This is a genomic window from Halosolutus sp. DAT137, assembly GCF_059736405.1.
Genome location: NZ_JCAQID010000001.1, coordinates 1,014,070 through 1,039,602, shown reverse-complemented (window position 1 = coordinate 1,039,602; position 25,533 = coordinate 1,014,070). Strand labels below are relative to the sequence as shown.

The window sequence follows — 25,533 nt, the reverse complement described above, 5'->3', positions numbered from 1 at the left end:
GCCGGTGCTCGACCCGAATGCGATCGCTCGCCGGTGGATTTACCCACCGCGCCGGCAAGTATTGCGTATGGACTTCGACATTCCCGACGAACACCGGCTCATTCGGGACACCGTCCGGGAGTTCTGCCAGGCGGAAATCGAGCCGATCGCCCAGGAGATCGAAGACGACCACCGGTTCCCCGCGGAGATTTTCGACCAACTGGCCGCCCTCGACGTGATGGGCGTCCCGATCGACGAGACCTACGGCGGCCTCGGCGGCGACACGCTCATGTACGCGCTCGTTGCCGAGGAGATCGGCCGCGTCTCCGGCTCTATCGGGCTTTCCTACGTCGCACACGTTTCGCTGGCCTCGAAGCCGATCGAGCTGTTCGGCACCGACGAACAAAAAGAGCGCTGGCTCCGCCCGCTTGCGGAGGGCGAGTATCTGGGCGGATGGGCGCTGACCGAACCCGGAAGCGGCTCCGACGCCTCGGATATGGACACGACGGCGCGCAAGGAGGGCGACGACTGGGTGCTCAACGGCACGAAACAGTTTATTACGAACGCCTCGGAAGCCGGCTCGATTCTCGTCAAGGCCGTCACCGATCCCGACGCCGGCTACGACGGCATCTCGACGTTCATCGTTGATCCCCGCGAAGATGACGGCTTCGAGGTGACGACCATCTGGGAGAAGATGGGCCTGAACGCCTCGCCGACCTGTGAAATCCAGTTCGACGACGTTCGACTCCCCGAAGACCGACTGCTCGGCGCGGAGGGCGACGGCTGGGACCAGACGAAAAAGACCCTCGACGGCGGTCGAATCTCGATCGCCGCGCTCTCGACGGGGTTGGCCCAGGGTGCCTACGAGCACGCGAAAGCATACAGTACGGAACGCGAACAGTTCGGCCAGCCGATCGCGAAGTTCGATGCGATCCGTGACAAAGTGGTCGAGATGTACCGCAAAACCGAGCGCGCCCGTCTGCTCACCTACTGCGCGGCCCACCGGTACGATCGGGGCGAGTCCGTCACGAAGGAGTCCGCACTCGCGAAACTCGACGCCAGCGAGGCCGCCCGCGAGGTCGCAGAGGACGCCGTTCAGGTGCTAGGTGGCTACGGCTACACCACCGACTTCGCCCCCCAGCGGTTCTACCGCGACGCCAAACTGATGGAGATCGGTGAGGGAACCAGCGAGATTCAACACCTCGTCATCGGCCGAGAACTCGGCCTGTAGCACCGAGCCGGTGACTGGCGTCGTGCTCGTTTCGCTTGCCGTAGGGTTCGGTGGGATCCAGCACGCCCCGTTATTGTCACCGCCCGGTAGCGACAGGGAATAGCCCCGTGCGGACGAGGACGTGATCGATGCGAGCGACCGGATTCGGGTGGCGCGGGGAACTGGTGTCGCCTCGATGATCGTCGGCCTTGGCTGCATCGCCTCCGGTCTCTCGTCGAAAGACCACGATCGTCGTACCGGACACTACGAGGGAACTGTCTGTCCAGTCTCGTGTCTCTCGTTTCTCGACGGAGAAGTTACGGTTCTCAGATACGGTCCGTCAGATAATTCCGAAACTGGACATTCGTTGTCGAAAGCCCGTTCGTCGATTACCGAGATGCTGACCGAAAAAAGACCAGTTATTTACCCGGAGTACAGTTGGCGAAATAGTTAGTCTCACAGAACCATGTCTGGCAAATACGACCTCGTCATCGTCGGCGGCGGTATCAGTGGCGCGTCGCTTCTGTATACGACGGCGAAATTCACTGATATCGACTCTATCGCACTGATCGAGAAAGAATCGGAGATCGCGGCGATCAACTCCCACCACACGAACAACTCCCAAACCCTTCACTTCGGTGACATCGAGACCAACTACACGCTCGAGAAGGCCGAAGAGGTCAAAGAGGGCGCGGAACTCCTCGCGGGATATCTGGAGGCCGAAGACCCGGATCGGGAGATGCACGCCAAGCGATCCAAGATGGTCCTCGGGGTCGGTGAGGAAGAAGTGACCGAACTCGACGCGCGTTACGACGAGGAGGGCTTTGGCGACCTCTATCCGAAACTCCGCCCGATCGATCGCGAGGAAATCGCGGAACTCGAACCGAAGGTCGTCGAGGGACGCGACCCCGACACGGAGATGCGCGCGCTCCAGACGCCCGATGGCTACGTCGTCGACTACGGCCAGACGACGAAATCGTTCGTCGATCGCGCGACCGAAGAAGCGAGCGTCGACATCTACACCGGGACGGAAGTCAAGGACATCACGGAAACCCTCGACGGCTACACGATCGGGACGAGCGACGGTCGGTTCGACTGCAACGCCGCCGTCGTCGCCGCCGGTTCCCACAGTCTCCAGATTGCGAACGAACTCGGCTACGGCGAGCACAAGGTGTTGCTCCCGATCGCGGGCAGTTTCTTCCTCGCCGACGACCTCCTGAACGGGAAGGTCTACACGCTCCAGATGAAGAAACTCCCCTTCGCCGCGGTCCACGGGGACGCGGACGTTCACGACGCCAGCATCACCCGATTCGGACCGACCGCAAAACTCGTTCCGACGCTCGAACGCGGCCGTATCTCCACCGTAAAAGACTTCATCGACGTCTTCGGACTGAACGCGGCGGCGTTTCTCAGCTACGGAAACATCCTCGCAGACCGGATTCTCCTGCCGTACGTGCTCCGAAACCTCGTCTACGACATGCCCGAGATCGGTCGCCGGCAGTTCCTCCCGAACGTCAGGAAGGTCGTCCCGAGCGTCGAACTCGAGGACATCGAACGCGCGAAAGGCTACGGCGGCGTCCGCCCGCAGATCGTCGACACGAAGAACAAATCCCTCGACATGGGCGAAGCGAAGATCGTCGGCGACGACATTATTTTCAACATCACCCCGTCGCCGGGTGCCTCGACCTGCCTGAAAAACGCCATGCAGGACACCCACCGGGTCATCGAGTTCCTCGACGGCGAGTACGAGTTCGACGAAGCGGCGTTCCGCAGTGCAACGATCGGCAACTTCCCCCGGGCCGACGAAGCCGCCGGTCGAGACTCCGGGCCGGCGATCGATTCGACTGCACAGGGAACCGAAGCAACTCCCGCCGACGACGACTGATCAGGCCTCGACTCGCCGGCAATCGATCGGATCGACCGGTTGGTCACCGGCGAACCCGGACACACTCACCTGATCGGTCGGTTACTGGCGACGGAACGGGTCGCGCAGCGTCGAGACCAGTGACGGTCCCGTTCGCCGTCGCTGATGACGGCGATAGGTCCGAGCAAGATGGACGACCAGCACGTATCCGACGGTCGAGAGACAGAGCGCGACGATCACGTTTCCGAGGAGCAACTGCCGGAGGGCGACTCCAGCTAATTCGACCGTCAATTCGCTCGACTCTACCGAGGGAGAGTCAAGAACCAGTCCACCGGTCTGGAAACTCGCAACGTAGACAACCGGTTTGACGAACGGGTTGAGAACCGCGACGCTTGCGAAGATCGCGGGTTTGCTGATCCACGGCCACAACCCGATGAACACAAAAAAGAGCCCGATCCCGAGCCCCCCTGTGGGAAAGGCGGTGATGAAAATCCCGAGTCCAAAACTCAGACCGATCTGGTGGGGAGTGTGCTCTTCCCGAAATGCCGCGAGTAACGCGCTTCGGAATCGGTCGCGATAGCGGGCCAGTCGATCGCGGATCACTCTGTGCGGTGGATTACGGCCGACCAGCAAAAAGATATCGTCCGCAACCCGCCAGCACGGCGGAGGTGTCAGATGTGTGTACGGTTACGGGAAGCTGCCGGCTTCCTCGAAGGCGTTGGCGACGCGTTCGATCGCCACTACGTACGCAGCGGTTCGTGGGTTGTCGATGTCGTGTTCGTCGATAGTCTCGACGAGTGCGTCGAAGGCGTCGACGATGATCGCTTCGAGTTCCTCGTTGACTCGCTGTTCGGTCCAGTAGAAGCGCTGTCGGTTCTGGACCCACTCGAAGTAGCTTACGGTGACGCCACCGGCGTTCGCGAGGATGTCCGGGACGACGAACACGTCAGATTCCGCGAGAATAGCGTCAGCCTTGGGTGTCAGCGGACCGTTTGCGGCTTCGGAGATGACGTCTGCCGAGACATCCTTTGCGAGGTCAGCGTCGATCGCGTTTTCGAGTGCGGCCGGGATGAGCAGGTCGACGTCGAGCGTGAGCAGTTCCTCGTTGGTGAGTTCCTTCTCGCTTTCGTCGTAGCCGACGATGGTTCCCGTCTCGTTTTTGTGGTCTTTCGCCGCGACGGGATCGAACCCCTCGGGGTTGTAGATGCCACCGCTCGAGTCGCTGGCGGCGACGACGGTCGCGCCCATCTCGTCGATCAGTTTCGCCGCGATCCAGCCGGCGTTCCCGTAGCCCTGGACGGCGACCGTCGCACCCTCGAGATCTTTGCCGAGGTAGTCGAACGCTTCACGAGCGGCGATAACGGTCGATCGACCGGTCGCTTCGACCCTGCCCTCGCTGCCGCCGCTGGCGATGTTCTTACCCGTGATGACGCCCGGTTCGGTGGTGTTTTCGAGCGTCTCGTAGGTGTCTTTGATCCAATTCATCTCCCGCTGGCCCGTGTTCACGTCGGGTGCGGGGATGTCACGATCCTCACCGATCAGCGGGCGCAGTTCCGTTGCGAACGCGCGCGTAATCCGTTCGAGTTCGCTGTTGGAGTAGTCGTCCGGATCGATCGTGATCCCGCCTTTGCCGCCGCCGTAGGGGATGTCTACCGTCGCACACTTGTAGACCATCCAGCCCGACAGCGCCTTTACTTCGTCGCGCGTGACGCCGGGATGGTAGCGGATGCCGCCCTTGTAGGGACCGCGATCGCCGTTGAACTGCGATCGGTAGGCTTCGAACCGCTCGAGCGTGCCGTCATCGCGTTCGATCGTGAGATTAGTTTCGAGCACCCGCTCGGGGTGTTTGAGTCGGTCGATTACGCCGTCGCCGACGTCCAGGTATTCCGCAGCCTCGTCGATCTGAGACTGCAAACTCTCGAACGGGTTGACTTCGGTTGACATACCTGGCTATTCCCAGGATACCAAAATAAGCATGGCGAATGTTGCCGAACAGTCGAACGATCACAATATAAGGATATTATATTCGGTATGATTGTACACGAGTGTCAACCACCGTGACTCGGAACCGCCTCGATGGATGCGGTAGTCGGGTCGGATCTGCCAGCAGTCGGGAATTCGACCCCGGCCGCCGACTCGATGTTTCCTCCAAAAATAAGAGCCGGAACTGTTTTAACACCGATCGCACTGTTCGTCGTTCTCGCCCCCGTCGTTGCTCGCGGGGCACAACTTCCCAGCTCGCTGGCCGTGGTTCGGAACGAACGGAGTGAGTGAGGACCACGCATCTGTCGTGCGATCGAGTGCGCACTGGCGGTCAATGGCTACGATACTCTCCGTTCCCACTCGTTTGCGACGCTGGCTCGTTCGCGAATTCGTTCGGCCCGCGCGATCAAGGGCGCATCGATCATTTCCCCGTCGACCGCGAAGACGCCCCGTCCCTCGGCCGCCGCCGCGTCTCTGGCCGCGAGAACCGACCGTGCCCACTCGATCGCATCAGCGTCTGGCGTGTAGGCGTCGTTGATCGGGCCGACCTGTACGGGGTGGATCGCGAGTTTGCCGTCGTAGCCAAACCGGATCGATCGCTCGATATCCTCCCTGAGGGCTGCCTCGTCCTCGAAATCGGTGACGAGCGTATCGATCGCGTCGCAGTCTCGCGCGGCCGCTGCGACGACGACTCGCTGTCGTGCGTACAGAACTTCGGTCCCGTCCGCGGTGCGGGTCGCACCGATATCCGCCGAGAGATCTTCGGCACCGAAAATCAGCGCGTCGGTCGCCGGATGAGCGGCGATTTCGGGAGCAGCGAGAACCCCGTGAGCGCGTTCGATTATCGCGAACACCGGCACCGACGCGCCGCGCATCTCGACTGCGTCGCTGAGTGCCGCCACGTCCGATCGCCCGTCCGCTTTCGGAAGCACGAGGCCGTCCAGTCGAATCCCGGACGGTGATTTCAGGAGGACGTCGAGATCGTCCGCGATCGCCTCCGCTGTCGCGTTTACCCGAACGCAGACCTCACAGTCAGGGTCGAAGTCCGGATCGGTCAGCACCTCGTGAACGGCGTCGCGTGCGGTCGCTTTTTCTGCCGGTGCGACGGCGTCTTCGAGGTCGAAAACGATCACATCGGCTCCCGAATCGGAGGCTTTTCGCAACATCTGGGGGCGGTCGCCTGGGGTGAAGAGAACGCTTCGGCGAACCATACGACCGATTACCGGGCCACGAGTAAAGACGTGCCCATCCGACCGAGATCGACCGCCCCGCGGATTCCGACGTCGTCGATGGAAACGGCGGCCCGAAGATCGATCTCTACACAGTCAGTTTCGACTCCGCAGTAACGCGTCGAAACGCGTCGCGGACGCTCTGATCTATTTGTGACAATAGTTTGGTGGGTAACGAATAACATAACTATCCAGTAGTGTTCAAAGGGAGATCGTTAAACTGGCTCGAAAAATACGAACGGTGAACCGAAGCGCGTCGGACATGGAGACAGTGGTACTTCGAATATCTCGTATACTCTCGATATAGATCCCGTGCTGTGGATTCTTCAAGGGTCCCCGGAAGAGCGTTTCGGCTGAGAAAGGTCGACCGTACCACCATCCCGGAATCGAACTGCCGTCGATCGCGTGATAACTCCGGCTCCGCGAGCCTAGAATCACTTGAACGCGTCCGAACGGTCGTATCGCGATCGATTTGCAATCGTCGGTCGACTCCGTTGGCACAACTAATTGACCATGTGTGATTGCAAATGAGTCAGATATGAGTTTAAAACTAGTATTATATAAATATGGTATTTTGGAGAATATCGGGTTGAAGGACTCGAGCATCCAGCCCCAGCACCGATTGGAGTGGTAATTGAATCGCCGCTCCCGATGCTCGATCGTCAGACCCAAAAAGGATGAGTGGCCGAAACGCGTCGCGGCTACTCTTTGAGCGCGACGCCGAAGCTCAGACCCGCGGCAAGATACTTGTTCACGAGGATGAGGAACAAGACGATCGGCATGATTATCACTGTCGACGCGGCTGCGAGCATCCCCCAGTCGATCTGGCGGGAGCCGATGAACTGGTACATGTAGATTGGGGCGGTTCGCGTTTCGGTCCCGGTGAGGACGAGTGAGAAGACGAGTTCGATCCAGCCAAAGATGAAACTGATGATCGCAACGGCGATGATTCCCGGAACCGCTGCCGGAAGCACTACGCGGCGAAAGGCCTGGAAGCGCGTCGCGCCGTCGACCATCGCGGCCTCCTCGAGCGCGATGGGAATGCCGTCGAAGAACGCCTTCATCACCCATACGACGATCGCGATGTTGATCGTCGTCAGTATAAACGTGAGACCGACCCGCGTATCCAGCAGGCCGAGTCGGCCATAGAGAAGGAAAAACGGAACGATGACTGCCACCGGCGGCAGCATTCGCGACGACAGGATCCAGATCATGACGTCGCGTTCGGCGGGGATGTCGTACCGCGAAATCGCGTACGCACCGGGAATACCGATGAGGAGCACGATCAGTACGGAGCCACCGACGACGAGGAAGCTGTTGCCGAGCGCGAACGCGAAGTCGGGATCCCGCATGAGTTCGAGATAGTTATCGAACGTGGGGACGAAGAGCCACTCCGGCGGGATCGCGAGTGCGTCGGCAGTTTCCTTTAGCGACATCGTTGTGATCCAGTAGAACGGGAACAGCGCGAATAGTAACCAACTGATGAGGATCCCGTGACGGCCGAGTTCCTTGAGCCGGCGTTTCCGTTCCACCGAGAGTGCTGCCATCAGTCCCACACCCCCTCGAAGCCGACCTTGAGTATCACGACGGTACACAGCGCGATGACGAAGATGAGGTAGACGATCGACACTGCCGCTGCAGTCCCGAGGTTACTCCCGGTGAACCCCATCTCGAAGATCTGGATGCTGAGTAACCGACTCGAGGTTCCGGGGCCGCCTCTGGTCAGCGAGTATACCATCCCGAACTCCCGGAAGAGGTCGATCATCCTGATGAGGACCGCGACGAAAATAAGCGGTTTCATGTACGGGATGATGACGTGTGCGTAGATGCGCCACAGCGGTGCACCGTCGACTTTCGCGGCCTCTTTCAGGTCGTTCGGGACCGACGTAAGACCGGCATAAAAGACGATGAACAGGAACGGCGTCCAGTTCCACGTATCGACCAGGATGACGGTCATCATCGAATAATCGCCGGAAAGGAACGCCGGTGAACTCATCGGGAGGATCGTCTCGACCAGATACGGGATAATGCCGATTTGCTGGTTGAGCATGATCTGACCCATGGTCGCGAGTGCAACCGGCGCGGCGGCCATCGGAAGAATAAACGCGATCCGGTAGACCGTCTTCATTCCGTTGGTGACGCCGGCGACCAGCGCCGCCAGCACGAACCCGATCGTCGTTTGCAACGCGAGGCTGGCGAACACGAAGACGAGCGTATTTCGGACCGAAACCCACGTCGACCCCCGACTCCAGGCGTCGACGAAGTTCTCGAGACCGACGAACGTACCCGTGAGATCCGGATTCGTAAGGTCCCAGAAGGTAACACTCAGGTAGACGTTGTAGGCACCCGGGAAGAAGGTGACCACCACCAGGAAGAGCGCCATCGGTAGCATGAACCAGACGGGAAGGTGGTCTTCCCAGAGCTGGTAGAGTTGCTCTCGGTAGCGGCCCCGTTCGATTGTTTGTTTCGTTTCAGTTGCCATTGTTCGATAATAGAACGTCTCTGTGGTTAGTTGACGATATCCTCGGCCGTCTCCGCGGCGGCAATCATCGCTTCTTCAGCCGTCTTGCTTCCGTCGATCGCCGCCTGGAGTTCCGTCGAGTACTCTTCGCCCCACTCGGGGTAGTGTACGTCGAACGTGTCGCCGATTGCGCCGTCCAGCGAGGACATCGAGACCTCGGCGAACTCTTCGCCGACATGTCCGCGGTATTCGTCCGTTTCCCACGCTGAGGCCCGCGTGAGGAAGGGCGCACCCTGCTGGCCCAGCCACTCCTGGGTTTCTTGACACGTTGCAAAGAGCATGAACAGCCACGCCGCTTCCGTGTTATCAGATGCCTGCTGGGTCGAGATCTGCCAGGTGAACGCGTTCGGGGCGAACCGCCCGCCCTCGGGTACGGGCATCTCGGCCATTGCCAAATCGTCGGCGACGACTGATTCGTTTTCGTCGGAAAGATCCTGGTGGAACATGTTCGCGTCGACGGCGATATGCCCGGCACTTCCTTGCTGGAACGTCGCCAGCACGTCCGACCACTCGTAACTAGCGGCGTCGCCCGGACCGTGGTCCTGGAGCATGTTGACGTAGAACTCGGCTGCTTCGATCGCCTCGTCGCTATCGAGGGCGGATTCTTCCGGGTACTCCTCCCAGAGATCGACGCCCCACGACCGGATGTACGCGTTGAGAACGTAGATGTTCATGCCGTACCCGCGCTCTCCTCGGGAGACGACGCCGGGCATGTCTTCGTTCTCGTCGATCGTCGCGATATTGTCGAGCAGTTCGTCCATCGTTTCTGGCACCTCGAGGTCGTACTCCTCGTAGAGATCCTCGCGGTAGAACAGCGTCTGAACCTCGACCGTAATCGGGAGTCCGGTCCACTCGTCGGCCGTTCCGGCCGCCTGACAGGCCTCGATCGATGCGTCGAAGATATCTTCGGTCTGGTACCAGTCCTCGTCGAAGAGACCGTCGTCGTCCATGTAACCGTCGAGTGGCTGGAGCCAGTCGGACTCGTAGTACTGTGTGACGACCTGATCCGCCATGAACACGTCCCAGTTCCCCCCTTCGGTCGTGATGTCGGTGTCGCGCTGGGTCCGGAACTCGGATTCGGGAAGGACGTCCCAGTTGAGGGAAATACCGGTCAGTTCCTCGAACTGCGACTGGAGGGGCTCGAAGTTGTCGACGAATGGATGTTCGACGAACCCCAGGGTTAGTTCGGTCCCCTCGTGACGGTCCCACTCGATATCCGCATCTTCGATCGTCGAGGTATCAAAATCGTCGACTTCCTCCTGTTCTTCACCGAGACATCCGGACAACCCAGTCACAGCACCAATGCTACCCGCACCAACCGTTTTCATGAACGCACGCCTATTGCTATCCATGGCTGTGGTACCAAACAACTTACCATGACCATTTAAAATTTGGGTATTAACGATGCGATCCGATATAATATCAAAAAACAAATGAAACGGCGAAGGGATGATTCATCATCGGACGATCGAATCCCCCACCCACGGGACGACTATCACCGCAACGTCGAGCTTCTAGTTCGGGGTGAAAATGGAAGACAGAGGGTAAAGACGGCGGATGCGGGATCGAATTCAGCGCGATCGAACGTGCCGCTATCCGTCGACGGCGTGTTCTTCGACCGTCGCCGAGAACTCGACTTCGGTCTCCTCGGTAACCGAGCGATGATGCAGTGCCGTCCCGTTCTCCTGGTCGAACAGGTACACCGTCTCTTCGGGAATGTGTGCGTACACTGTTTCGCCGTTGGAGATGGGTTTCTGGCCGTCGATTTCGGTGACGAATTCCGTTCCCGTATCGGCGGTCCGGAGGTACACGTACTTGACGCTGCCCATCGGCTCGACGACGTCAACAGTACACTCGGTGTCGTTCGGTGACTGCCGGGTCAGCGTAACCGAGACATCTTCTGGTCGCACGCCAAATGTTACCGACGACCGTCCAGCTACCGTCTCGGCGATCGAGTCGGGTAGTTCGTAGGAGAGGCCGTCGCCGACGAGGGTGTCCCCGTCGACATCGAGCTCGAAGAAGTTCATCGACGGACTCCCGATGAAGCCGGCGACGAATCGGTTATTCGGCTTATAGAAACACTCGAGGGGTGTTCCGACCTGCTGGACCTCGCCGTTGTTCAGGATGACGAGCCGATCGCTCATCGTCATCGCTTCGGTCTGGTCGTGGGTCACGTAGATCGTCGTCACGCCGAGTTGCTCCTGCAAGCGGTTGATCTCGGTCCGCATCGCCGTCCGCAGTTTCGCGTCCAGGTTCGAGAGCGGTTCGTCCATCAGAAATACGCTCGGATCGCGAACAGTCGCCCGGCCGAGTGCGACCCGCTGTTTCTCGCCGCCGGAAAGCTGACTGGGGTCGTTTTCCAGCAGGTCGTCGATGCCCATCACTTCCGCGGCGTCCTCGACTTTTGCGTCGATTTCGTCTTTCGAGAGATCGGTCGACATCTTCAGCCCGAAGCTCATGTTTTCCCGGACGGTCATGGTCGGGTAGAGTGCGTAGCTCTGGAAGACCATCGCGATATCTCGCTTTCGGGGCTTCTGATCGTTTACCACTTCGTCACCGATGATGATGTCCCCGTCAGTCTGTCGTTCGAGTCCGGTGATCATTCGCAACAGCGTCGATTTTCCGCTTCCCGACGGGCCGACGAGCACCACAAACTCGCCGTCCCTTACCTCGAGGTCGACGTCGTCGACCGCGACGATTTCGCCATCGCCGCTTTCGAACACCTTTCTGACAGCGTCGAGCGTAACACCAGCCATGGCTGAGAAGTGGCGTACCCATCGTAATAAATGTTTATACGGATTCACGGCGACGCGACGAGGCCAGTCTACTCCGAAATCGAGATCATCCCTTTCACGACGGTCGGCTCCATCGCGTGCTGGAACGCGTCCTCGATTTCGTCGAGCGAGGACTCGAAGTCGACGATTCCTTCGACATCGACGACGCCGTCAGCGAGCAGATCCACGGCGGCGGCGTATGTATTCTTGTACCGGAACGAGCCGTGAACGTCGATCTCGTTATCGATAATCTCGAGGACATCGAGCGGCACAGTGGCCTCCTCGGCCAGTCCGACGAGAACGACGGTGCCGCCGCGACGGACGGCGTCGATCGTCGAGCGAATCGATGGCTCCGCGCCGGATGCTTCGATCGCCACGTCGACGCCTACCCCGTCCGTGTACTCCGTGACCGTCGACTCGAGATCGGATTCGGATACGTCGATCGTCAGATCTGCACCGCGATCGCTCGCGAACTCGAGTTTCTCCGAGACGACGTCGGTGACGATGACGTCCGTCGCGCCGGCAGCGCGGGCGGCCTCCATCGTCACGAGTCCGATCGGGCCGGCACCCGCAATCAGGACGGTGTCGCCGGTCCCAACCTCCCCGCGCCGACAGGCGTGGATGCCGACCGAGAGCGGTTCACAGAGCGCGCCCGCAGTGGTCGAGACGGCGTCCGGAAGTTGGTACGCAAAATCCGCCGGCCAGGAGACGTACTCCGCGAACGCCCCGTCGTGTGGGGGCGTAGCCATGAATGTCACGTCCGCACAGAGGTGATAGTCGCCGCGCTTGCAGTGTGAACACCGCCGGCAGGGAACGCCCGGTTCGAGGGCGACGCGATCGCCGACGGCCAATCCGTCGACGTCGTCGCCAACCTCGACGACGTCGCCGGCGCTCTCGTGGCCGAGGACGAGGGGCTCTTCGACGACGTAGTCGCCAATGCGACCGTGTTCGTAGTAGTGGACGTCGGAGCCACAGATGCCGACGTCACGAATCGCGACGAGAACGTCCTGCGGTCCGGGGGACGGTTTATCACGATCTTTTAGTTCGAACCGGCGGGGTTCAGCCAGTACTGCGGTTTGCATAGCCGAGTCGAAGCGACGGAAATAGAAAAAAGTGCGGGCTGTCCCGTCGGCCGCTCACCACTCGGCCAGACTTCCATCCTCGTGGTGCCACGTGGGGTTGTGCCAGTTGATCTCAGTCTGGGCCTGCTGACGCACGTACGCCTCGTCGACCTCGATGCCGAGGCCCGGTTCCGTCGGTCGTTCGACGTAGCCGTCTGCGAAGGTGAACGCGCCCGGATCCTCCAGATACTCGAGGCCGGGGCTCGATTCCGGGTCGTGTACGTCAAGGCTCTGTTCTTGCATGATCACGTTCTGAGTCGCGAACCCGACCTGAAGACTGGCTGCGAGGGCGATCGGGCCGAGCGGACAGTGGGGAATCACCGAGACGTCGAACGCCTCGGCCATTGTCGCGACCTTCCGCATCTCGCTAATCCCGCCGACGCCGGTGACGGCTGGCTGAATGAGCGACACGGCGTCGTCGACGAGGAGTTGTTTGAACTCGTACCGCGAGTAGAATCGCTCGCCGGTCGCGATCGGCACGGTGGTCCCGGCGCTTACGTCGTCGAACGAGTCGGCGTGTTCGGGAAGCAACGGCTGATCGATGAACATCGGCTTGTAGGGTTCCAGGCGACTGATGAGTTCGCTCGCCATCGGCTTCGAGACCCGTCCGTGAAAGTCGATACCGATGAAGGTGTCGTCGCCGACGGCGTCTCTGACCGCCGCGACGCGGTCAATTGCTCGATCGACCGTCGCCGGCGTTTCCAGCGGTCGGAACTCGCCGGGGAAGTTGAGTTTCAACGCCTGGTATCCGTTCTCGACGCTCTCGCGGGCAGATGCGGCGACTTCGTCGGGGGGATCCGGAACGACACCGATCCAGTCGTAGACCAGCATTCGATCGCGAACGTGGCCGCCGAGTAGTTCGTGGATCGGGGCGTCGTAATGGCGGCTTTTGATATCCCACAGCGCCATGTCGATCCCCGAAAGCGCGCTCATCAGGACTGGTCCACCGCGGAAGTAGCCGCTCTGGTAGAGTGTTCGCCAGTGGTATTCGGTACGCAACGGATCCGCGCCGAGCAAGTATCCCTCGACGAGTTCGCTGACTGCGGCCCTGGCGGTCTCCAGTCGACCAGGGAGGATCGGCTCGCCCCACCCGACCGTCCCGTCGCTGGTCTCCAGTTTCACAAAGAGCCACCGGGGCGGCACGGCGAACAGTTCGTAGTCGGTGATTTGCATGCATAGTATACGTACGAGACCCTACTTGAAACGTGTGGGCCGATGTCTCACTCTCCCGGCAGCCATCTTGCAGCAACGACCCTGACCCCGGTATCGAGGGCGAAACAGTATCTTCGCATAGATTTAATAACCACGCGGTGGCTGGTAGGAGTCGTACGCATGAGTATTCGTGACAGCTTTTCGCTCGACGGAGAGACGGCGATCGTCACCGGCGGCGCGCAGGGACTCGGCAAACAGATGGCGATCGGGCTGACCGAGATGGGTGCCGACGTCGCGATTGCCGACGTGAACGCGGCGACCGCGGAGGAAACCGCGGCAGAACTCGACGGTGAGACCGAGGTGATCGCCGTCGAGGTCGACGTCACCGACGAGCCGTCGGTCGAGTCGATGGTCGAGACGGTGACCGATCGTCTGGGGCCGATCGACGTGCTCGTCAACAATGCGGGGATCGTCGAGCAATCCCCGGCCGAGGAGACCTCGCTCGAGTCCTGGAAACGGGTTCTGGAAGTCAACCTCGATGGCGTCTTCCTCTGTGCCAAACACGTCGGCGCGCAGATGCTCGAGCGCGGCGAGGGACGTATCGTCAACATCGCCTCGATGTCCGGCTTCGACGTCAACGTTCCACAGAAGCAAGCGAGCTACAACGCCTCGAAGGCCGGGGTCTCGATGCTGACCAAATCGCTGGCCGTCGAGTGGGGCGACCGCGGTATCCGGGTGAACGCGATCGCGCCGGGATACATGCGCACCGATCTCGTCGACGACGTGCTCGACGAACATCCCGAAATGGCGGAGACGTGGCTCGAGAACACCCCGATGGGACGACTGGGTCGCCCGGAAGAACTGCGAGAACTCGTCGTCTATCTCGCCTCAGACGCCTCCTCGTTCATGACCGGCTCGACCGTCGTTATGGACGGCGGCTACACCGCACGATAGCGAACATTCCGCACGATATCGAACATTCGGTACGATCGAGTTCCGACAGCTCGATCGCGAAAATCGCGGTCTCGTGGTATCGACAACAGCCGAAGTCGGAGGGGAACCGCCCCTGCAGTCGACGATTGAGGGCGGATTGAACGACAGCACGCGGACGTATTTTTGTCTTGTACCCCGTTTGCGAGGACGACATTACTCCTCCACTGCGGCGAGTTCCGCCATTCGATCGCGGGCCCGGCTCCAGTCATCACCTCGCGGCTCGTACGTCCGCCGGTCGAACTGCTCAGCGATCAGTCGCCGCCCGGTTTCGACGTCCGGAACGGTTCCGGCAGCGATCGCCTGGGTCAACACGTTCCCGATCGCCGTCGCCTCGGTCGGCCCGGTTTTGACGGGACGCCCGGTTGCATCCGCGAGCAACTGACAGAACAGGTGGTTTCGAACGCCGCCACCACCGAGGACGATATGCGACGGCGGCGTCTCCACGACGTCGTCCAGTTGTTCGAGGATCAGCGCGGTTTTCGTTGCCAAACTCTCGAGGAGACACCGAACGATCTCGCCCTGTGCGTTCGGAACCGGCTGGTCGGTTCGCTGGCAGTAGGCGCGGATCTGTTCCGGCATCGAGCCCTCGATCCCGAACGAGTCGTCGTCAGGGTCGACGAGCGATCGCCGCGAGGGTGCGGCCGCCGCCGCTGCGAGGAGTCGGTCGTATTCGACAGTATCGCCGGCCGCCCGCCACGCGTCCCGACACGTTTCGAGCAAGAAGAAGCCGTTGACGTTCTTCAGGAGCCGGACGGTCCCGTCCACCCCGAGTTCGTTCGAAAGCGACAATTCGAATGCGTCGTCGGTGAGCAACGGCTCCTCGCGTTCGACGCCGAGGATGAACCACGACCCCGTCGAGAGAAATGCCGCGTCGTCGGTCAGGGGCAATCCGGCGACGGCCGAGGCGGTGTCGTGGCTCGCGGGCGCGACGAGTTCGGGCGTCGTCGAGAGCGCGTCGGCTACATCAGTCCCGACCGTTCCCAGTCGGGCCCCGGGATCTTCGAGTGCTGGCAGCAGGTCCGTCGGCAATGAGAGTTCTTCGAGGAGTTCGGTCGCCCACTCCCGGCGTTCGGGAGTGACCATCTGGGTCGTCGACGCGATCGTCACCTCGCCGGCCGCTCGCCCGCCGAGCAGAGTCGACAGGAGCTGTGGCATCATGAGTAGCCTGTCGGCGCGTTCCAGCAACGTCGGCTCCGCTCGAGCGATCGTGTACAGCTGCCAGAGGGTGTTCGGGGTGTTCCAGTTCGTGATGCCGGTCTGCTCGAAGAGCGCTCGTCTGTCGATCGTCTCGAACAGCGCGTCCCTCGCGGCGACCGCCTCCGGGTCGCGGTACGATGTCGGGTCGCGGAGCAGGGTCCCGTCGGACAGCAGACCGAAGTCGAGTCCCCAGGTGTCGATGCCGACCGTGTCGATTCCGTCGGCGCGTCCATCCGCAGCTCGAAGCCCCGCCAGGATTCGCTCTCGAAGCCCATCGCAGTCCCAGACGTAGCGATCGCCTGCCTCGACTGGCCCGTTCTCGAACCGATCGACTTCTTCGACGGCGAACGTCGACTCCGTCACGCGGCCGAGATACACGGTTCCGCCGCTGGCTCCGATGTCGATTGCGACGTGATTCATCCCTGATCGCCCGTCGATCGACGCTCGGTGGCCGTTCGATCAGTTACGAATCGGTCGTTCGTTTCGAGTCGATCGTTCGTCGTACTCGTGTGCGTGGCCATCGACGATCACTGTCCGTAGCCGTCGAGTTTGTCCTGCAACAGCTCGATTTCGTCGTCCGGCAGGATTTCGGGCTCCCCGATGGCGCGTGCCTGGTAGTGAATGCGTGCACAGTACTCCGTCATCAACGCGACCGTATAGGCGTCGTCGAGCGATTCGGCGGCGGTCAGGACGCCGTGATTTCGCAGTAGCGTCGCCTTGGCCGAGTCACCGAGTCCCTCGACCGCCGCGTCGCCAAGCGCCTGGGTCGCGTGGCTCTCGTACTCCGTCACCGAAACCTCCGTCCCGGCAAAGGCGACGAGGTAGTGAGACGCCGGAATCGGCTCGCCGAGTGAGGCAAACGTCGTCGCGTACGGCGAGTGCGTGTGTACGACGCCGTCCACGTCGGGTCGTGACTCGTGGACCGACAGGTGCATCGGGAGCTCGGTCGACGGTTCGCCCTCGCCTGCGACCACGGTCCCGTCCATCGTCACGACCGGCACGTCGTCGACGGTGACCTCCTCGTAAGGGATTCCCGAGGGACTGATCGCGATGTGATCCTCGTCGAGGCGAACGCTCAGGTTTCCGCCGGTTCCGGTCGTGAGTTCGTCGTCGAGTAGCTGACGGCCGTACTCACAAATCGAGGCTCGTGCGTCGTGATGGAGTGCGTTCTGCTCGGACATCGGTTGTAAATTCAGGCAGGAATACAAATGGTTTTCGGCGCCAGTGGTCCCGCAGCTGCCGGTGTTACTATCCCAACCGCCGAGTGCTGTCGTATCGGCCGAGAATTGTCGCGATTCGGGCCGTCGGTCGGTTCCCTGCCGGCAAATTTTTATATTGCGTCCGAATACTACCCCGCGACGGAGCGTGTCTGAGTGGCGCAGATAGTGCATCGCTCAGACGCTCACCGGTATGACTATGAACCAGACAGCTACTGACGACCCGAAGCACTTCGTTTCGGGGACGACACCGCGACGTACCGAGGGACTGTAACCATGCGTGCCGCTGTGTTGACCGACGACGGAACCATCGACGTACAGGACTACGAACGGCCCGAACCGAACGACGACGAGGTGCTCGTCGAGGTCGGCGCCTGCAGCGTCTGCATGACCGACTACCATATGTACCACGGCACGTTCGCCGTCGAGGCGCCGCTAGTGCTCGGCCACGAGAGCGCCGGGACCGTCACCGAGGTCGGTGACGCCGTCTCGGAGTTCTCGGCCGGCGATCGCGTCGCCGTCAATCCGACAGTCCACTGTCACAACTGTTCGTACTGCAAGCGCGGTGAAACCCACCTCTGTGAGAACAGCACGTCGATCGGGGGTGCTGCGGATACTGTCCTCGACGGCGCGTTCGCGGAGTACGTTCGCGTCCCGGTCTCGAACGTCAAGGAAATCGGCGATCTCTCCTTCGAGCACGCTGCCCTGACCGAACCGCTTGCCTGTTGCATCCACGGGGTCGATCAGGTCGACCTCGACCAGGGCGACAGCGTCGCCATTATCGGCGCCGGCCCGATCGGGCTTATGTTGATGCAGACGTTCCGCAACCGCGGCGCCGGTCCGATCGTCGTTTCCGAACCTGACGACGACCGGCGGGAACTGGCCGCCGAACTGGGTGCCGACGCAGTCGTCAACCCTGACGAGGACGAACCCGTTCCCGCGATCCGTGCAGCCGCGGGCGGTGAGGTCGAGGTGGGCGTGGAAGCGATCGGACTCGGTCCCACAATTCAACAGGCAAACGAGGTGACGGCACCGGGAGGCACGACGCTCATTTTCGGCGTCCCCGACCAGGAGACGACGATCGAGATCAATCCGTTCGACATCTTCTACAACGAAATCGGCTATCGAGGGTCCTTCTCGTTGACCACGGCCGACTTCGAGCGAGCGGTGACGATGCTCCAAACCGATCGAATCGACGCCGAAGCCCTGATTACCGATCGCATCGCGCTCGAAGAGCTTCCGTCTGCGTTCGAACGAATGGGGAATGCGGACGGGCTAAAGAAGGTCGTCCACCCAGGTTCGACGGAGTGACGGACTCTCCACGGCCGACGAACCCGTCGAACTCGCTCGTTTTCTCTCGCTGATCCGGATCGGTCTCGCGCCGATCGTCGCCGTATTCATCCACGTAGTCCTGACCGCGTCTGGTCGCTGCGCTCTCGCGATTGCCGGCGCCGTATGCAGTTCTGCTCTGCAAAACAATTATTATTCATTAAGGTAACGAACCGCACGTTTTCTCCCAGTTCCGTGCCACACACTACCACTAGCGGCGCATCGATCGCGACGAACGGGTCTCGTTCTGCAGGCAAGAACAATCTATATATCAGCGCCCGTTGTAACAACATGCAGAATGACGGACGAAACACGGTACACGGTCGACGCGACGGAAACGTCGCTTGCCGTCCTGGAGACCCTCATCGACGCCGGGAAACCACTCGGGGTGACGGCGATATCCGAGGAGGTCGGCGTCTCCAAAGGTGTCGTGCACAATCACCTGTCGACGCTCGGGGTACACGACTACGTAATCAAACAGGACGGACAGTACGAGCCATCGCTTCGGCTCCTCTCACTTGGCAGTCGCGTGCGCGAGCGATTGTCCGTGTATCATGCCGCCAGAGGGCAGGTCGAGAACCTCGCATCCGCAACTGGCGAAACCACGACGCTGTTCGTCGCTGAAGAAACGCGAGGCATTCCCATCCACATCGCCGAGACGTCCGGCAGCTGGTCGCCCCCGTACCGAGAAGGTGATGCGATCCCGTTGCATGTAAACGCTTCCGGAAAGGCTCTCCTCTCCGTGTTTTCGGACGAGCTAGTCGACGATATCCTCACTGAGATCGATCTGATCGCCCCTACCGATGCGACGATTAGCGATCGGAGCGAACTGGAGGCCCAACTTCGTCGGATCCGTGACGACGGCATCTCGTTCTGCAGAGAAGAACAGTACGACGACATCGTCGAGATTGCGGTTCCGATTCCGAGCATTTCGGGGAACACTCCCGCTGCAGTCGGGATCAGTGGCCCGGTGAGCCGGTTGAACGGGCGATACCTCGAAGAAGACGTTATGGGACAGGTACTGAGCACAGCGAAGTCCATTCAGGTTGATCTGACAAGCGACTAACCAGACCGCTACTCGTCCCCTGTTGGTTGTCCGGTAGTCGAGAAGACCCACTCGAAATCCCGTCGGAAGTTGGGAACGTCGTTCTGTTGCTCCCCGAACGATGGTTCTCTTAAATGACTATCCGGTGGTACTGAGGAGATTGCGTACCAGTTGCCGGTGCCACGATCGTAACCACTGGCGTGTTATTTTGTCCGTCGCGTAGCCGTTTTGTCCGTCGCGTAGCCGATGCGTGCGAACGGACTCTCTTATGAGGAAACCGACGATGCGACTTCGATCGCGTCTATCATGCTTCGGGCAGACGCAATCCCCTCACCGGCGATGTCGAACGCGGTACCGTGATCGACCGACGTTCGAACGATCGGCAGCCCGATCGTCATATTGACGCCGCTGACGTCGCCGCTTTGTTGGAACCCCAGCATCTTGATCGGAATGTGTCCCTCGTCGTGGTACATCGAGACGACGCAGTCGTACTCGCCCGCTGCGGCTTGCACGTACACCGTATCTGGTGATTCGGGACCGTGTACGTTGATCCCGTCCGCTCTGGCCCGCTCGACGGCCGGTTCGATTTCCTCCCGTTCTTCGTCACCCAGCAACCCGCCGTCGCTGGCGTGGGGGTTCAACCCCGCGACGGCGATCTTCGGGTCGTCTACGCCGAGATCGTGCAGGGCAGTATTCGTCACGTCGATGGTGCGGAACACGTTCTCGGCAGTGACGAGATCGCAGGCATCCCGCAGGGGGACGTGCGTACTTACGTGCGTGACGCGAAGGTCGTCTTCGATGAGCATCATCGAGTAGTCCTCGGTATCGGTGTAGTCCGCGAGCATGCCGGTGTGTCCGGCGTACTCGCTCCCGGCGAGGCGCGTCGCCTGTTTGTTGATCGGCGCGGTCGCAATGGCGTGGATCGTTCCGTCGAGTGCGAGCGAGATCGCCGTCTCCACGTACTCGAGGCTGGCTTCGCCGTACTCGCGTTTCAGTTCACCGTACTCGACGGTGTCTACGTTGTCGAGATCGACTACGGTAAGAGACGTCGAAGATGGATCTGCGTCGTCGATGTCCGAGACGACGTCCAGTTCGACGTCGACGTCACAGCGATCGCGGGTGCGGCGCAACACGTCGGCGTCGCCGATCACGACCACTCTGGCGAACTGTGAACTCTCCTCGAACGCGTTGAGGATCACTTCGCTTCCGATACCGGCGGGATCTCCCATCGTCACTCCGACGATCGGCTTGCTATCGGTCATCCGTAGCTTCTAGATACGAGAGTGCCCTGATTACTGTTTCCCTCTCGCCAAATGCACCCGCCTTCGTTATCACGGCGGTTCCATCAGCGACGCCGCCGTGAACCCGGGACACCGGGATCCCCGCTTCGAGCGCGACGCCGGCCAGCCGAATCTCCGTCGCGTTCAGGGTCGTCAGCACGTTCGTGGCCACCGCACCCCCGCTGAGGAAGAGGCCGGACGGTCGATGCGTATCGAAGATGTCGGCGGCCACTCTCCCGAGGGTACGTGCGACTCTGTCACGGGCATCGTCTGGATCGATTCCCGCCTCTTTCGCCGCCTGGAGCGCGACCTGGACGTCGTCTTCGGACGTCGCGGAGGTCACAACGACGGACGACGCTTCACGTAAGCGTTCGACTACTGCCGGAACGACGGACCGTGCCGCCGCGTCGGGATCGGTGACGGTCGCCGCGAGGTCGAGAGAGACGATATTCGAGTCATCGATCGCTTCGAGTTGCGAAAGCGTCCGGGGATTCGTACTCCCCACGACTCCGAGAGCGCCGGATTTCGTCGGAGACTCCCGTTCGACTGACCACGTTGGGGCGGGATCGCCCGCTGACGCCGCGAGGGCCCGCGCAAATCCGGCGCTGCCGACGTACAGCGGCCGTGGATCCATCCGCGTCGTGGCCGTTGCGATCGTCTCGAGGTGGCGGTCGTGGGTGGCGTCGCACGCGACGATCGGTGATCGATCGTGGCGAGCAGCCATCGCGATCAGCGCCTCGTACACGGCGTTCGCTCCCCGTGCGACGGTCCCGACGTCGACGTGTTCGACCGGCCGATCGGCAGTCGCGAGCAGCGTCGGTACGTGCGCGTCGGCCACCGGTTTGTCCGGGTCTCTTCCCGCCGTCGTGTCCGTCACTAGCCGTCCGTCGACGAGGTGGTACCCGGCCGCAGTCGTTCTGTCGTTCGCCGGAAAGGCGGGGGCCAGAACGGCCAGCGGAACGTCCGTCTCCTCGAGCACAGCAGTTATTTCCGCGGTTAGATTCCCTCGTAACGTCGAATCGACCTTCTTGTACACGGCGGCTCCCGGAGCGGATCGAACCGCCTCGCTGACCAGGTCGCCGGCGATTTCTGGCGGCGAGTACCGGGAATCGGTATTTACCACGGTAACGTCTGTCTCTCTCGATTCTCCGTCGTCACTGAGGAGCAAGGACGTCTCGTATCCACGCCTCGCGAATTCGTGGCCGGTGTCGGTCGCACCGGTCAGATCGTCAGCGACGACTAACCACTCCGTGCTGGGCATGTCCTCCGTTTAGCGGCGATACCTAAAAGAGTATGCGGGTCGCGTCCGGCGCGTTGCTCCCACAACCTCGCGGAGATGTCGTTTGCGGCCTCCTCCGGGACCGATACCCGTCTCGGTCACCTCGTCTACCTCTGGCAGACCTCGTCTACAGCGAGGACGAGAAGTCACCGCCGCCGGTAAATTCGAGCGATCGAGGTGTCCCGACCGTCACTTCGGGATGGGCTTCGAGTTCCGGAACGAGCGGCTCCGATACCAGCAGGGTGTCGGGCTCGAGCGTGTTGGCGATGCGCGCGACCCGCATCTCCTCGGGCGATCGGACGCCGGTCATCGACGCCGACACGATGAGGGCCGTCCTGTCACAGGGAACGGTAAACGGCAGGCGCGCTCTCGCCGGCTCGCCGCTGGTCGCGATGTTCACGTACATGTCTTCGAGATCTACGCTCTCGACGAGGTCCCCGTGAGCGAAATCCGCCAGCCCGATCCCGAGTGCGTTGCCGTGAGACTCCTCGGTGAGCGATCGGACGTAGATTCGTGTCACGTCCGGAGACTCCGGTTCTTCCTGCCCGTGAAAGAGGTACCGGCCGAGAACGTTGGTGTCCAGTCCGGTTCCGCTGATGTTCTTCCCCATCTCGTCGACGATCAGCAGATCGAGGTCGTCCGTGGGGAGTTGCGGGAACAGTTCCTCGGATCGATCCAGCAGCTCCGGTTCTCGATCGAGCAGGTCCTCCGCCGGGAGGCCTTCGATGTGGGCAGCGCGTTCGGAGGCGTTCTCGACGAGTGCGATGCCACCGACGATGTCCGTCTCGCGGACCAGAATGTCGGCCCGTTCGGGAATCACATTCTCGAACCCCCTCGTCAGGGCGGCGTTGTGCATGCTTTCGGCTCCGCGGTGTTTTCCCAGTCCGATGACTGCCATCTTACAGAGGCCGCTCTCGATCGGCCCGCGATAGTCGGTGTGCAACTTTACGCGGTTCGCCAGCACGATCGCGTCCGCTTCGAGCGCGTCGATCGACGCGTACACCGGCCATCCCTCGCTGTCGGTCCCCACGGCTCGGACGTCCATCGACGACCGGATTTCACACCCCATCGTCTCTTCTGTAATCCCGAGAGCGGCCAACGTCTCGACTTGCCCGTCTGCGGTCGCGCCACCGTGGCTCCCCATCGCCGGGAAAATGAACGGCTGTAATCCCCTGTCTTTCAGTTCGCTAACGGCGGCCCGGAGCAACTCGGGGATATCGTGGATGCCGCGACTTCCGGCAGTGATCGCGACTTCCGCGCCCGAATCGAGCGCGTCTAGGGCGGTGATCGAGTCGATTGCCTCGATCGTTCGCTTCGCAACGTCGTCCACCGTCGGCTGTGAGCGATCGCGTCGAGCGGGGGCGAACCGAGGAAAATCCGAGATCTCGTAGTCGTTTACACCTTCTAATCGCTCTCGATCGGGGAACCGAATCTCGACCATATATGCTCACACCGAGGTACCAACGTACTTAATTCTACCTGCTATATCCGGCCAGCGGATAATGGGGGTGCTACAAGAACGCGAACGCGCGGACCGAACTCCCGCCCGTTCCCTGGAAGTTCAGCGGCGGATAGAAAAAGAACGCCCGCCGACTCGATTCCCCTTGCAACACTTGATCGAGGTTTCTCACTTCCTCGATGGGGATGATCTCGTTCTCCAGCAACGGAAGGTGTGACTCGTCGGGTTGGACGTCCGTCGCGGGACCGTGGTTGGGGGCTTCCCCGACCCACCCGCCGACGCTCCCCCCCTCCGTTCCGACGGCCTTCGGGTTCATGTCAGCGAGGTACTCCGCCGCCTCGCCGGTCAGGTACGGGAACTCGAACAGGTACTCGGGCGTCAACCCGTAGTGTTCGTCCCAGGCGGTGTGGAGCATGATGACGTCGTCTTCCCGAATTTGGTCCTCGAACGGTTCGATGTCGTCGACGGTGATCGGCTCTTCGGGCTCTTTGGGAGTCAAGTCGAGCGCGATTCCCTCACCCATGAACTTCTCGATCGAAAAGTCGTCGAGCGTCTTTCCTTCCGGAATGAAGTGCAGCGGGGCGTCGATGTGCGTTGCCGTGTGCGAGCGCATTTCGACGTGTTCCATGGTGAAACCGTCTCGGGCCGCCCAGTCGGTCTGTTCGCATTTCACGCCGGGGAACGACGGCCACGTGGGGATTCCCTCTTCGATCGGATTACTCAGGTCCACGATCTCATCTGGTGCTGGAAACATACACACTGATCGATTCAAGCAGATCTAATAAAAGTTTGCCACCAGTCGCGGCGATAGCGACTGGAGTTGCGTCTCAGACGGTAGGACAGGCCAGAATGGCTGGCGAGGAACGGCTTCTCGCGGTCAACTCAGAAGACTTGCCAGCCGCCGTCGACGGAGACGAGGTCACCGGTCACGTACCCGGCGTCTTCGCTCGCGAGGAAGAGATACGCACCGGCGACATCCTCGGGCGTCCCTGCTCTCCCGAGCGGGACCGGTTTGATCAGGTCGTCGTTTTCTGCCGCCTCGGGTGCCTCCTCGCTCCATCCGTCGATAAACTCGGTCCCGATCTGTCCCGGTGCGACGGCGTTGACGCGAATTCCTTCCTCGGCTAACTCGAGCGCCGCGCCTCGGGTTATCATCCGTACGGCGCCCTTGGTCGAGTCGTACTGCACCTGATCGAACTGGGCGTGGTTCGAGCTGATCGATGCCGTGTTGAGTATCACGCCGGGTTCACCGCGATCGATCATATCGTTCGCAGCTACCTGCGTGCCGAAGTACACGCCGCGGGCGTTGACTGCGTGAATCTGGTCGAACTCCTCGGGGGTGAGTTCCAGAATCGATCCGCCAATGAAGAGGCCTGCGTTATTGACCATCACGTCTACGCCCCCGTAGTCGCGCGCGACGTCGACAAGGGCTGTCAGTTGATCGTAGTCCGTGACGTCGGCCTGCACGAACTCGGCAGTCCCTCCTTCGTCTTCGATCGCCTCGTGAGTCGGAATCTCGGCATCTTTCGGTTCTTTTTCGATGTCCGCGACGACGACGGCGGCTCCTGCGTTGCCAAACCGGAGGGCGATTTCCCGGCCGATTCCCGACGTTGCGCCCGTCACGATCACAGTCTCGTCCTCGAAATTCGGGTTAAGCGTACCCATGGGAGAGTACTTTTTATCAACCGTTATATATCTTACCACGAACTGTCGACAGGTTTCGGCAAACGCGCAATCTGTTCGTCGACAGTAGCGGGAGTGACCGGAACAGGAACCACCGCACCTCCACGAACATCGTTAGGGAAAACTACGCGGTATCTGGTCATCTGCGTGTGAAGGTTTATTTACGATCCCGAAAATGACGACATACACGCCTATGACCGATCGTCAGGCAACCTCGA

Annotated in this window: 21 protein-coding genes; 5 read left to right on the top strand and 16 right to left on the bottom strand. The window is 61.1% G+C overall.

Annotated elements, in window-relative coordinates; genetic code table 11:
- The first annotated feature begins 67 nt into the window (after positions 1-67).
- Together AC6I6L_RS05005 and AC6I6L_RS05000 are read left to right on the top strand one after the other, a co-directional pair.
- Positions 68-1,210 carry an acyl-CoA dehydrogenase family protein gene (locus tag AC6I6L_RS05005; protein WP_497916610.1) on the top strand — a complete coding sequence of 381 codons (1,143 nt, stop codon included), beginning with the start codon at positions 68-70 and terminating at the stop codon, positions 1,208-1,210.
- A gap of 445 nt (positions 1,211-1,655) precedes the next feature.
- Positions 1,656-3,074: an FAD-dependent oxidoreductase gene (locus AC6I6L_RS05000; RefSeq protein WP_497916609.1), complete on the top strand. Its 1,419-nt coding sequence runs from the start codon at positions 1,656-1,658 to the stop codon at positions 3,072-3,074.
- A gap of 81 nt (positions 3,075-3,155) precedes the next feature.
- On the opposite strand, the gene AC6I6L_RS04995 is transcribed toward AC6I6L_RS05000, so the two are convergent.
- The 9 genes from AC6I6L_RS04995 to dgoD form a co-directional block, all read right to left on the bottom strand.
- Positions 3,156-3,656, bottom strand: a complete 501-nt coding sequence (locus AC6I6L_RS04995; protein ID WP_497916608.1) for a DUF2062 domain-containing protein — start codon at positions 3,654-3,656, stop codon at positions 3,156-3,158.
- Positions 3,657-3,740: 84 nt separating this feature from the next.
- Positions 3,741-4,997, bottom strand: a complete 1,257-nt coding sequence (locus AC6I6L_RS04990; protein ID WP_497916607.1) for a Glu/Leu/Phe/Val family dehydrogenase — start codon at positions 4,995-4,997, stop codon at positions 3,741-3,743.
- Between the two features lie 377 nt (positions 4,998-5,374).
- Positions 5,375-6,247, bottom strand: coding sequence for an HpcH/HpaI aldolase/citrate lyase family protein (locus AC6I6L_RS04985; protein ID WP_497916606.1), 873 nt, complete (start codon positions 6,245-6,247; stop codon positions 5,375-5,377).
- A 719-nt stretch (positions 6,248-6,966) separates the two neighbouring features.
- A complete protein-coding gene (locus AC6I6L_RS04980) occupies positions 6,967-7,812 on the bottom strand; it encodes a carbohydrate ABC transporter permease (RefSeq protein ID WP_497916605.1) in 846 nt (281 codons plus the stop codon).
- Positions 7,812-8,747, bottom strand: a complete 936-nt coding sequence (locus AC6I6L_RS04975; RefSeq protein ID WP_497916604.1) for a carbohydrate ABC transporter permease — start codon at positions 8,745-8,747, stop codon at positions 7,812-7,814. Before AC6I6L_RS04975 ends, AC6I6L_RS04980 begins: the two co-directional genes overlap by 1 nt.
- Before the next feature lie 26 nt (positions 8,748-8,773).
- Positions 8,774-10,138 (bottom strand): extracellular solute-binding protein, encoded by a 1,365-nt coding sequence (locus tag AC6I6L_RS04970; protein ID WP_497916603.1) that lies wholly within the window; start codon positions 10,136-10,138, stop codon positions 8,774-8,776.
- A gap of 240 nt (positions 10,139-10,378) precedes the next feature.
- Positions 10,379-11,542 (bottom strand): ABC transporter ATP-binding protein, encoded by a 1,164-nt coding sequence (locus AC6I6L_RS04965; protein WP_497916602.1) that lies wholly within the window; start codon positions 11,540-11,542, stop codon positions 10,379-10,381.
- A 68-nt stretch (positions 11,543-11,610) separates the two neighbouring features.
- Positions 11,611-12,642 carry an NAD(P)-dependent alcohol dehydrogenase gene (locus AC6I6L_RS04960; protein WP_497916601.1) on the bottom strand — a complete coding sequence of 344 codons (1,032 nt, stop codon included), beginning with the start codon at positions 12,640-12,642 and terminating at the stop codon, positions 11,611-11,613.
- 54 nt (positions 12,643-12,696) lie between these two features.
- Entirely contained in the window at positions 12,697-13,854 is a 1,158-nt protein-coding gene (gene dgoD, locus AC6I6L_RS04955) for a galactonate dehydratase (protein WP_497916600.1), read from the bottom strand.
- A 159-nt stretch (positions 13,855-14,013) separates the two neighbouring features.
- On the opposite strand from dgoD, the gene AC6I6L_RS04950 reads away from it, so the two are divergent.
- A complete protein-coding gene (locus AC6I6L_RS04950) occupies positions 14,014-14,787 on the top strand; it encodes an SDR family NAD(P)-dependent oxidoreductase (protein WP_497916599.1) in 774 nt (257 codons plus the stop codon).
- 192 nt (positions 14,788-14,979) lie between these two features.
- Here AC6I6L_RS04950 and AC6I6L_RS04945 read toward each other — a convergent pair whose 3' ends face one another.
- Both AC6I6L_RS04945 and AC6I6L_RS04940 read right to left on the bottom strand, forming a co-directional pair.
- Positions 14,980-16,443, bottom strand: a complete 1,464-nt coding sequence (locus tag AC6I6L_RS04945) for a rhamnulokinase (RefSeq protein ID WP_497916598.1) — start codon at positions 16,441-16,443, stop codon at positions 14,980-14,982.
- Between the two features lie 107 nt (positions 16,444-16,550).
- A complete protein-coding gene (locus AC6I6L_RS04940; RefSeq protein ID WP_497916597.1) occupies positions 16,551-17,204 on the bottom strand; it encodes a class II aldolase/adducin family protein in 654 nt (217 codons plus the stop codon).
- 312 nt (positions 17,205-17,516) lie between these two features.
- Here AC6I6L_RS04940 and AC6I6L_RS04935 point away from each other — a divergent pair, with 312 nt between their 5' ends.
- Together AC6I6L_RS04935 and AC6I6L_RS04930 are read left to right on the top strand one after the other, a co-directional pair.
- The gene (locus AC6I6L_RS04935; protein ID WP_497916596.1) at positions 17,517-18,551 is read left to right on the top strand and encodes a zinc-dependent alcohol dehydrogenase family protein; all 1,035 of its coding nucleotides are present in this window, start codon (positions 17,517-17,519) and stop codon (positions 18,549-18,551) included.
- Between the two features lie 316 nt (positions 18,552-18,867).
- Complete coding sequence (locus tag AC6I6L_RS04930; RefSeq protein WP_497916595.1) at positions 18,868-19,635, top strand: IclR family transcriptional regulator; 768 nt, start codon at positions 18,868-18,870, stop codon at positions 19,633-19,635.
- Between the two features lie 245 nt (positions 19,636-19,880).
- Here AC6I6L_RS04930 and pdxA read toward each other — a convergent pair whose 3' ends face one another.
- The 5 genes from pdxA to AC6I6L_RS04905 all read right to left on the bottom strand — a co-directional run bounded on the left by pdxA (position 19,881) and on the right by AC6I6L_RS04905 (position 25,297).
- Positions 19,881-20,876, bottom strand: coding sequence for a 4-hydroxythreonine-4-phosphate dehydrogenase PdxA (gene pdxA, locus AC6I6L_RS04925; protein WP_497916594.1), 996 nt, complete (start codon positions 20,874-20,876; stop codon positions 19,881-19,883).
- Positions 20,866-22,155 carry a four-carbon acid sugar kinase family protein gene (locus AC6I6L_RS04920; protein ID WP_497916593.1) on the bottom strand — a complete coding sequence of 430 codons (1,290 nt, stop codon included), beginning with the start codon at positions 22,153-22,155 and terminating at the stop codon, positions 20,866-20,868. The genes pdxA and AC6I6L_RS04920 overlap by 11 nt, the downstream gene beginning before the upstream one ends.
- A 145-nt stretch (positions 22,156-22,300) precedes the next feature.
- Complete coding sequence (locus AC6I6L_RS04915) at positions 22,301-23,614, bottom strand: nickel pincer cofactor-dependent isomerase, group 22 (protein WP_497916592.1); 1,314 nt, start codon at positions 23,612-23,614, stop codon at positions 22,301-22,303.
- A gap of 70 nt (positions 23,615-23,684) precedes the next feature.
- Positions 23,685-24,386 (bottom strand): cyclase family protein, encoded by a 702-nt coding sequence (locus AC6I6L_RS04910; protein WP_497916591.1) that lies wholly within the window; start codon positions 24,384-24,386, stop codon positions 23,685-23,687.
- A 128-nt stretch (positions 24,387-24,514) separates the two neighbouring features.
- Positions 24,515-25,297: an SDR family NAD(P)-dependent oxidoreductase gene (locus AC6I6L_RS04905; protein ID WP_497916590.1), complete on the bottom strand. Its 783-nt coding sequence runs from the start codon at positions 25,295-25,297 to the stop codon at positions 24,515-24,517.
- Between the last annotated feature and the right edge of the window lie 236 nt (positions 25,298-25,533).

Bases quoted from the DNA above. Each gene is read 5' to 3' on its own strand.
- AC6I6L_RS04970 (WP_497916603.1), bottom strand. From the start codon at position 10,138: ATGGATAGCAATAGGCGTGCGTTCATGAAAACGGTTGGTGCGGGTAGC.
- dgoD (WP_497916600.1), bottom strand. From the start codon at position 13,854: ATGCAAATCACCGACTACGAACTGTTCGCCGTGCCGCCCCGGTGGCTC.
- AC6I6L_RS04920 (WP_497916593.1), bottom strand. From the start codon at position 22,155: ATGCCCAGCACGGAGTGGTTAGTCGTCGCTGACGATCTGACCGGTGCG.
- AC6I6L_RS04980 (WP_497916605.1), bottom strand. From the start codon at position 7,812: ATGGCAGCACTCTCGGTGGAACGGAAACGCCGGCTCAAGGAACTCGGC.
- AC6I6L_RS04945 (WP_497916598.1), bottom strand. From the start codon at position 16,443: ATGAATCACGTCGCAATCGACATCGGAGCCAGCGGCGGAACCGTGTAT.
- AC6I6L_RS05000 (WP_497916609.1), top strand. From the start codon at position 1,656: ATGTCTGGCAAATACGACCTCGTCATCGTCGGCGGCGGTATCAGTGGC.
- pdxA (WP_497916594.1), bottom strand. From the start codon at position 20,876: ATGACCGATAGCAAGCCGATCGTCGGAGTGACGATGGGAGATCCCGCC.
- AC6I6L_RS04930 (WP_497916595.1), top strand. From the start codon at position 18,868: ATGACGGACGAAACACGGTACACGGTCGACGCGACGGAAACGTCGCTT.
- AC6I6L_RS04950 (WP_497916599.1), top strand. From the start codon at position 14,014: ATGAGTATTCGTGACAGCTTTTCGCTCGACGGAGAGACGGCGATCGTC.
- AC6I6L_RS04965 (WP_497916602.1), bottom strand. From the start codon at position 11,542: ATGGCTGGTGTTACGCTCGACGCTGTCAGAAAGGTGTTCGAAAGCGGC.
- AC6I6L_RS05005 (WP_497916610.1), top strand. From the start codon at position 68: ATGGACTTCGACATTCCCGACGAACACCGGCTCATTCGGGACACCGTC.
- AC6I6L_RS04915 (WP_497916592.1), bottom strand. From the start codon at position 23,614: ATGGTCGAGATTCGGTTCCCCGATCGAGAGCGATTAGAAGGTGTAAAC.
- AC6I6L_RS04940 (WP_497916597.1), bottom strand. From the start codon at position 17,204: ATGTCCGAGCAGAACGCACTCCATCACGACGCACGAGCCTCGATTTGT.
- AC6I6L_RS04990 (WP_497916607.1), bottom strand. From the start codon at position 4,997: ATGTCAACCGAAGTCAACCCGTTCGAGAGTTTGCAGTCTCAGATCGAC.
- AC6I6L_RS04985 (WP_497916606.1), bottom strand. From the start codon at position 6,247: ATGGTTCGCCGAAGCGTTCTCTTCACCCCAGGCGACCGCCCCCAGATG.
- AC6I6L_RS04975 (WP_497916604.1), bottom strand. From the start codon at position 8,747: ATGGCAACTGAAACGAAACAAACAATCGAACGGGGCCGCTACCGAGAG.
- AC6I6L_RS04905 (WP_497916590.1), bottom strand. From the start codon at position 25,297: ATGGGTACGCTTAACCCGAATTTCGAGGACGAGACTGTGATCGTGACG.
- AC6I6L_RS04935 (WP_497916596.1), top strand. From the start codon at position 17,517: ATGCGTGCCGCTGTGTTGACCGACGACGGAACCATCGACGTACAGGAC.
- AC6I6L_RS04910 (WP_497916591.1), bottom strand. From the start codon at position 24,386: ATGTTTCCAGCACCAGATGAGATCGTGGACCTGAGTAATCCGATCGAA.
- AC6I6L_RS04960 (WP_497916601.1), bottom strand. From the start codon at position 12,642: ATGCAAACCGCAGTACTGGCTGAACCCCGCCGGTTCGAACTAAAAGAT.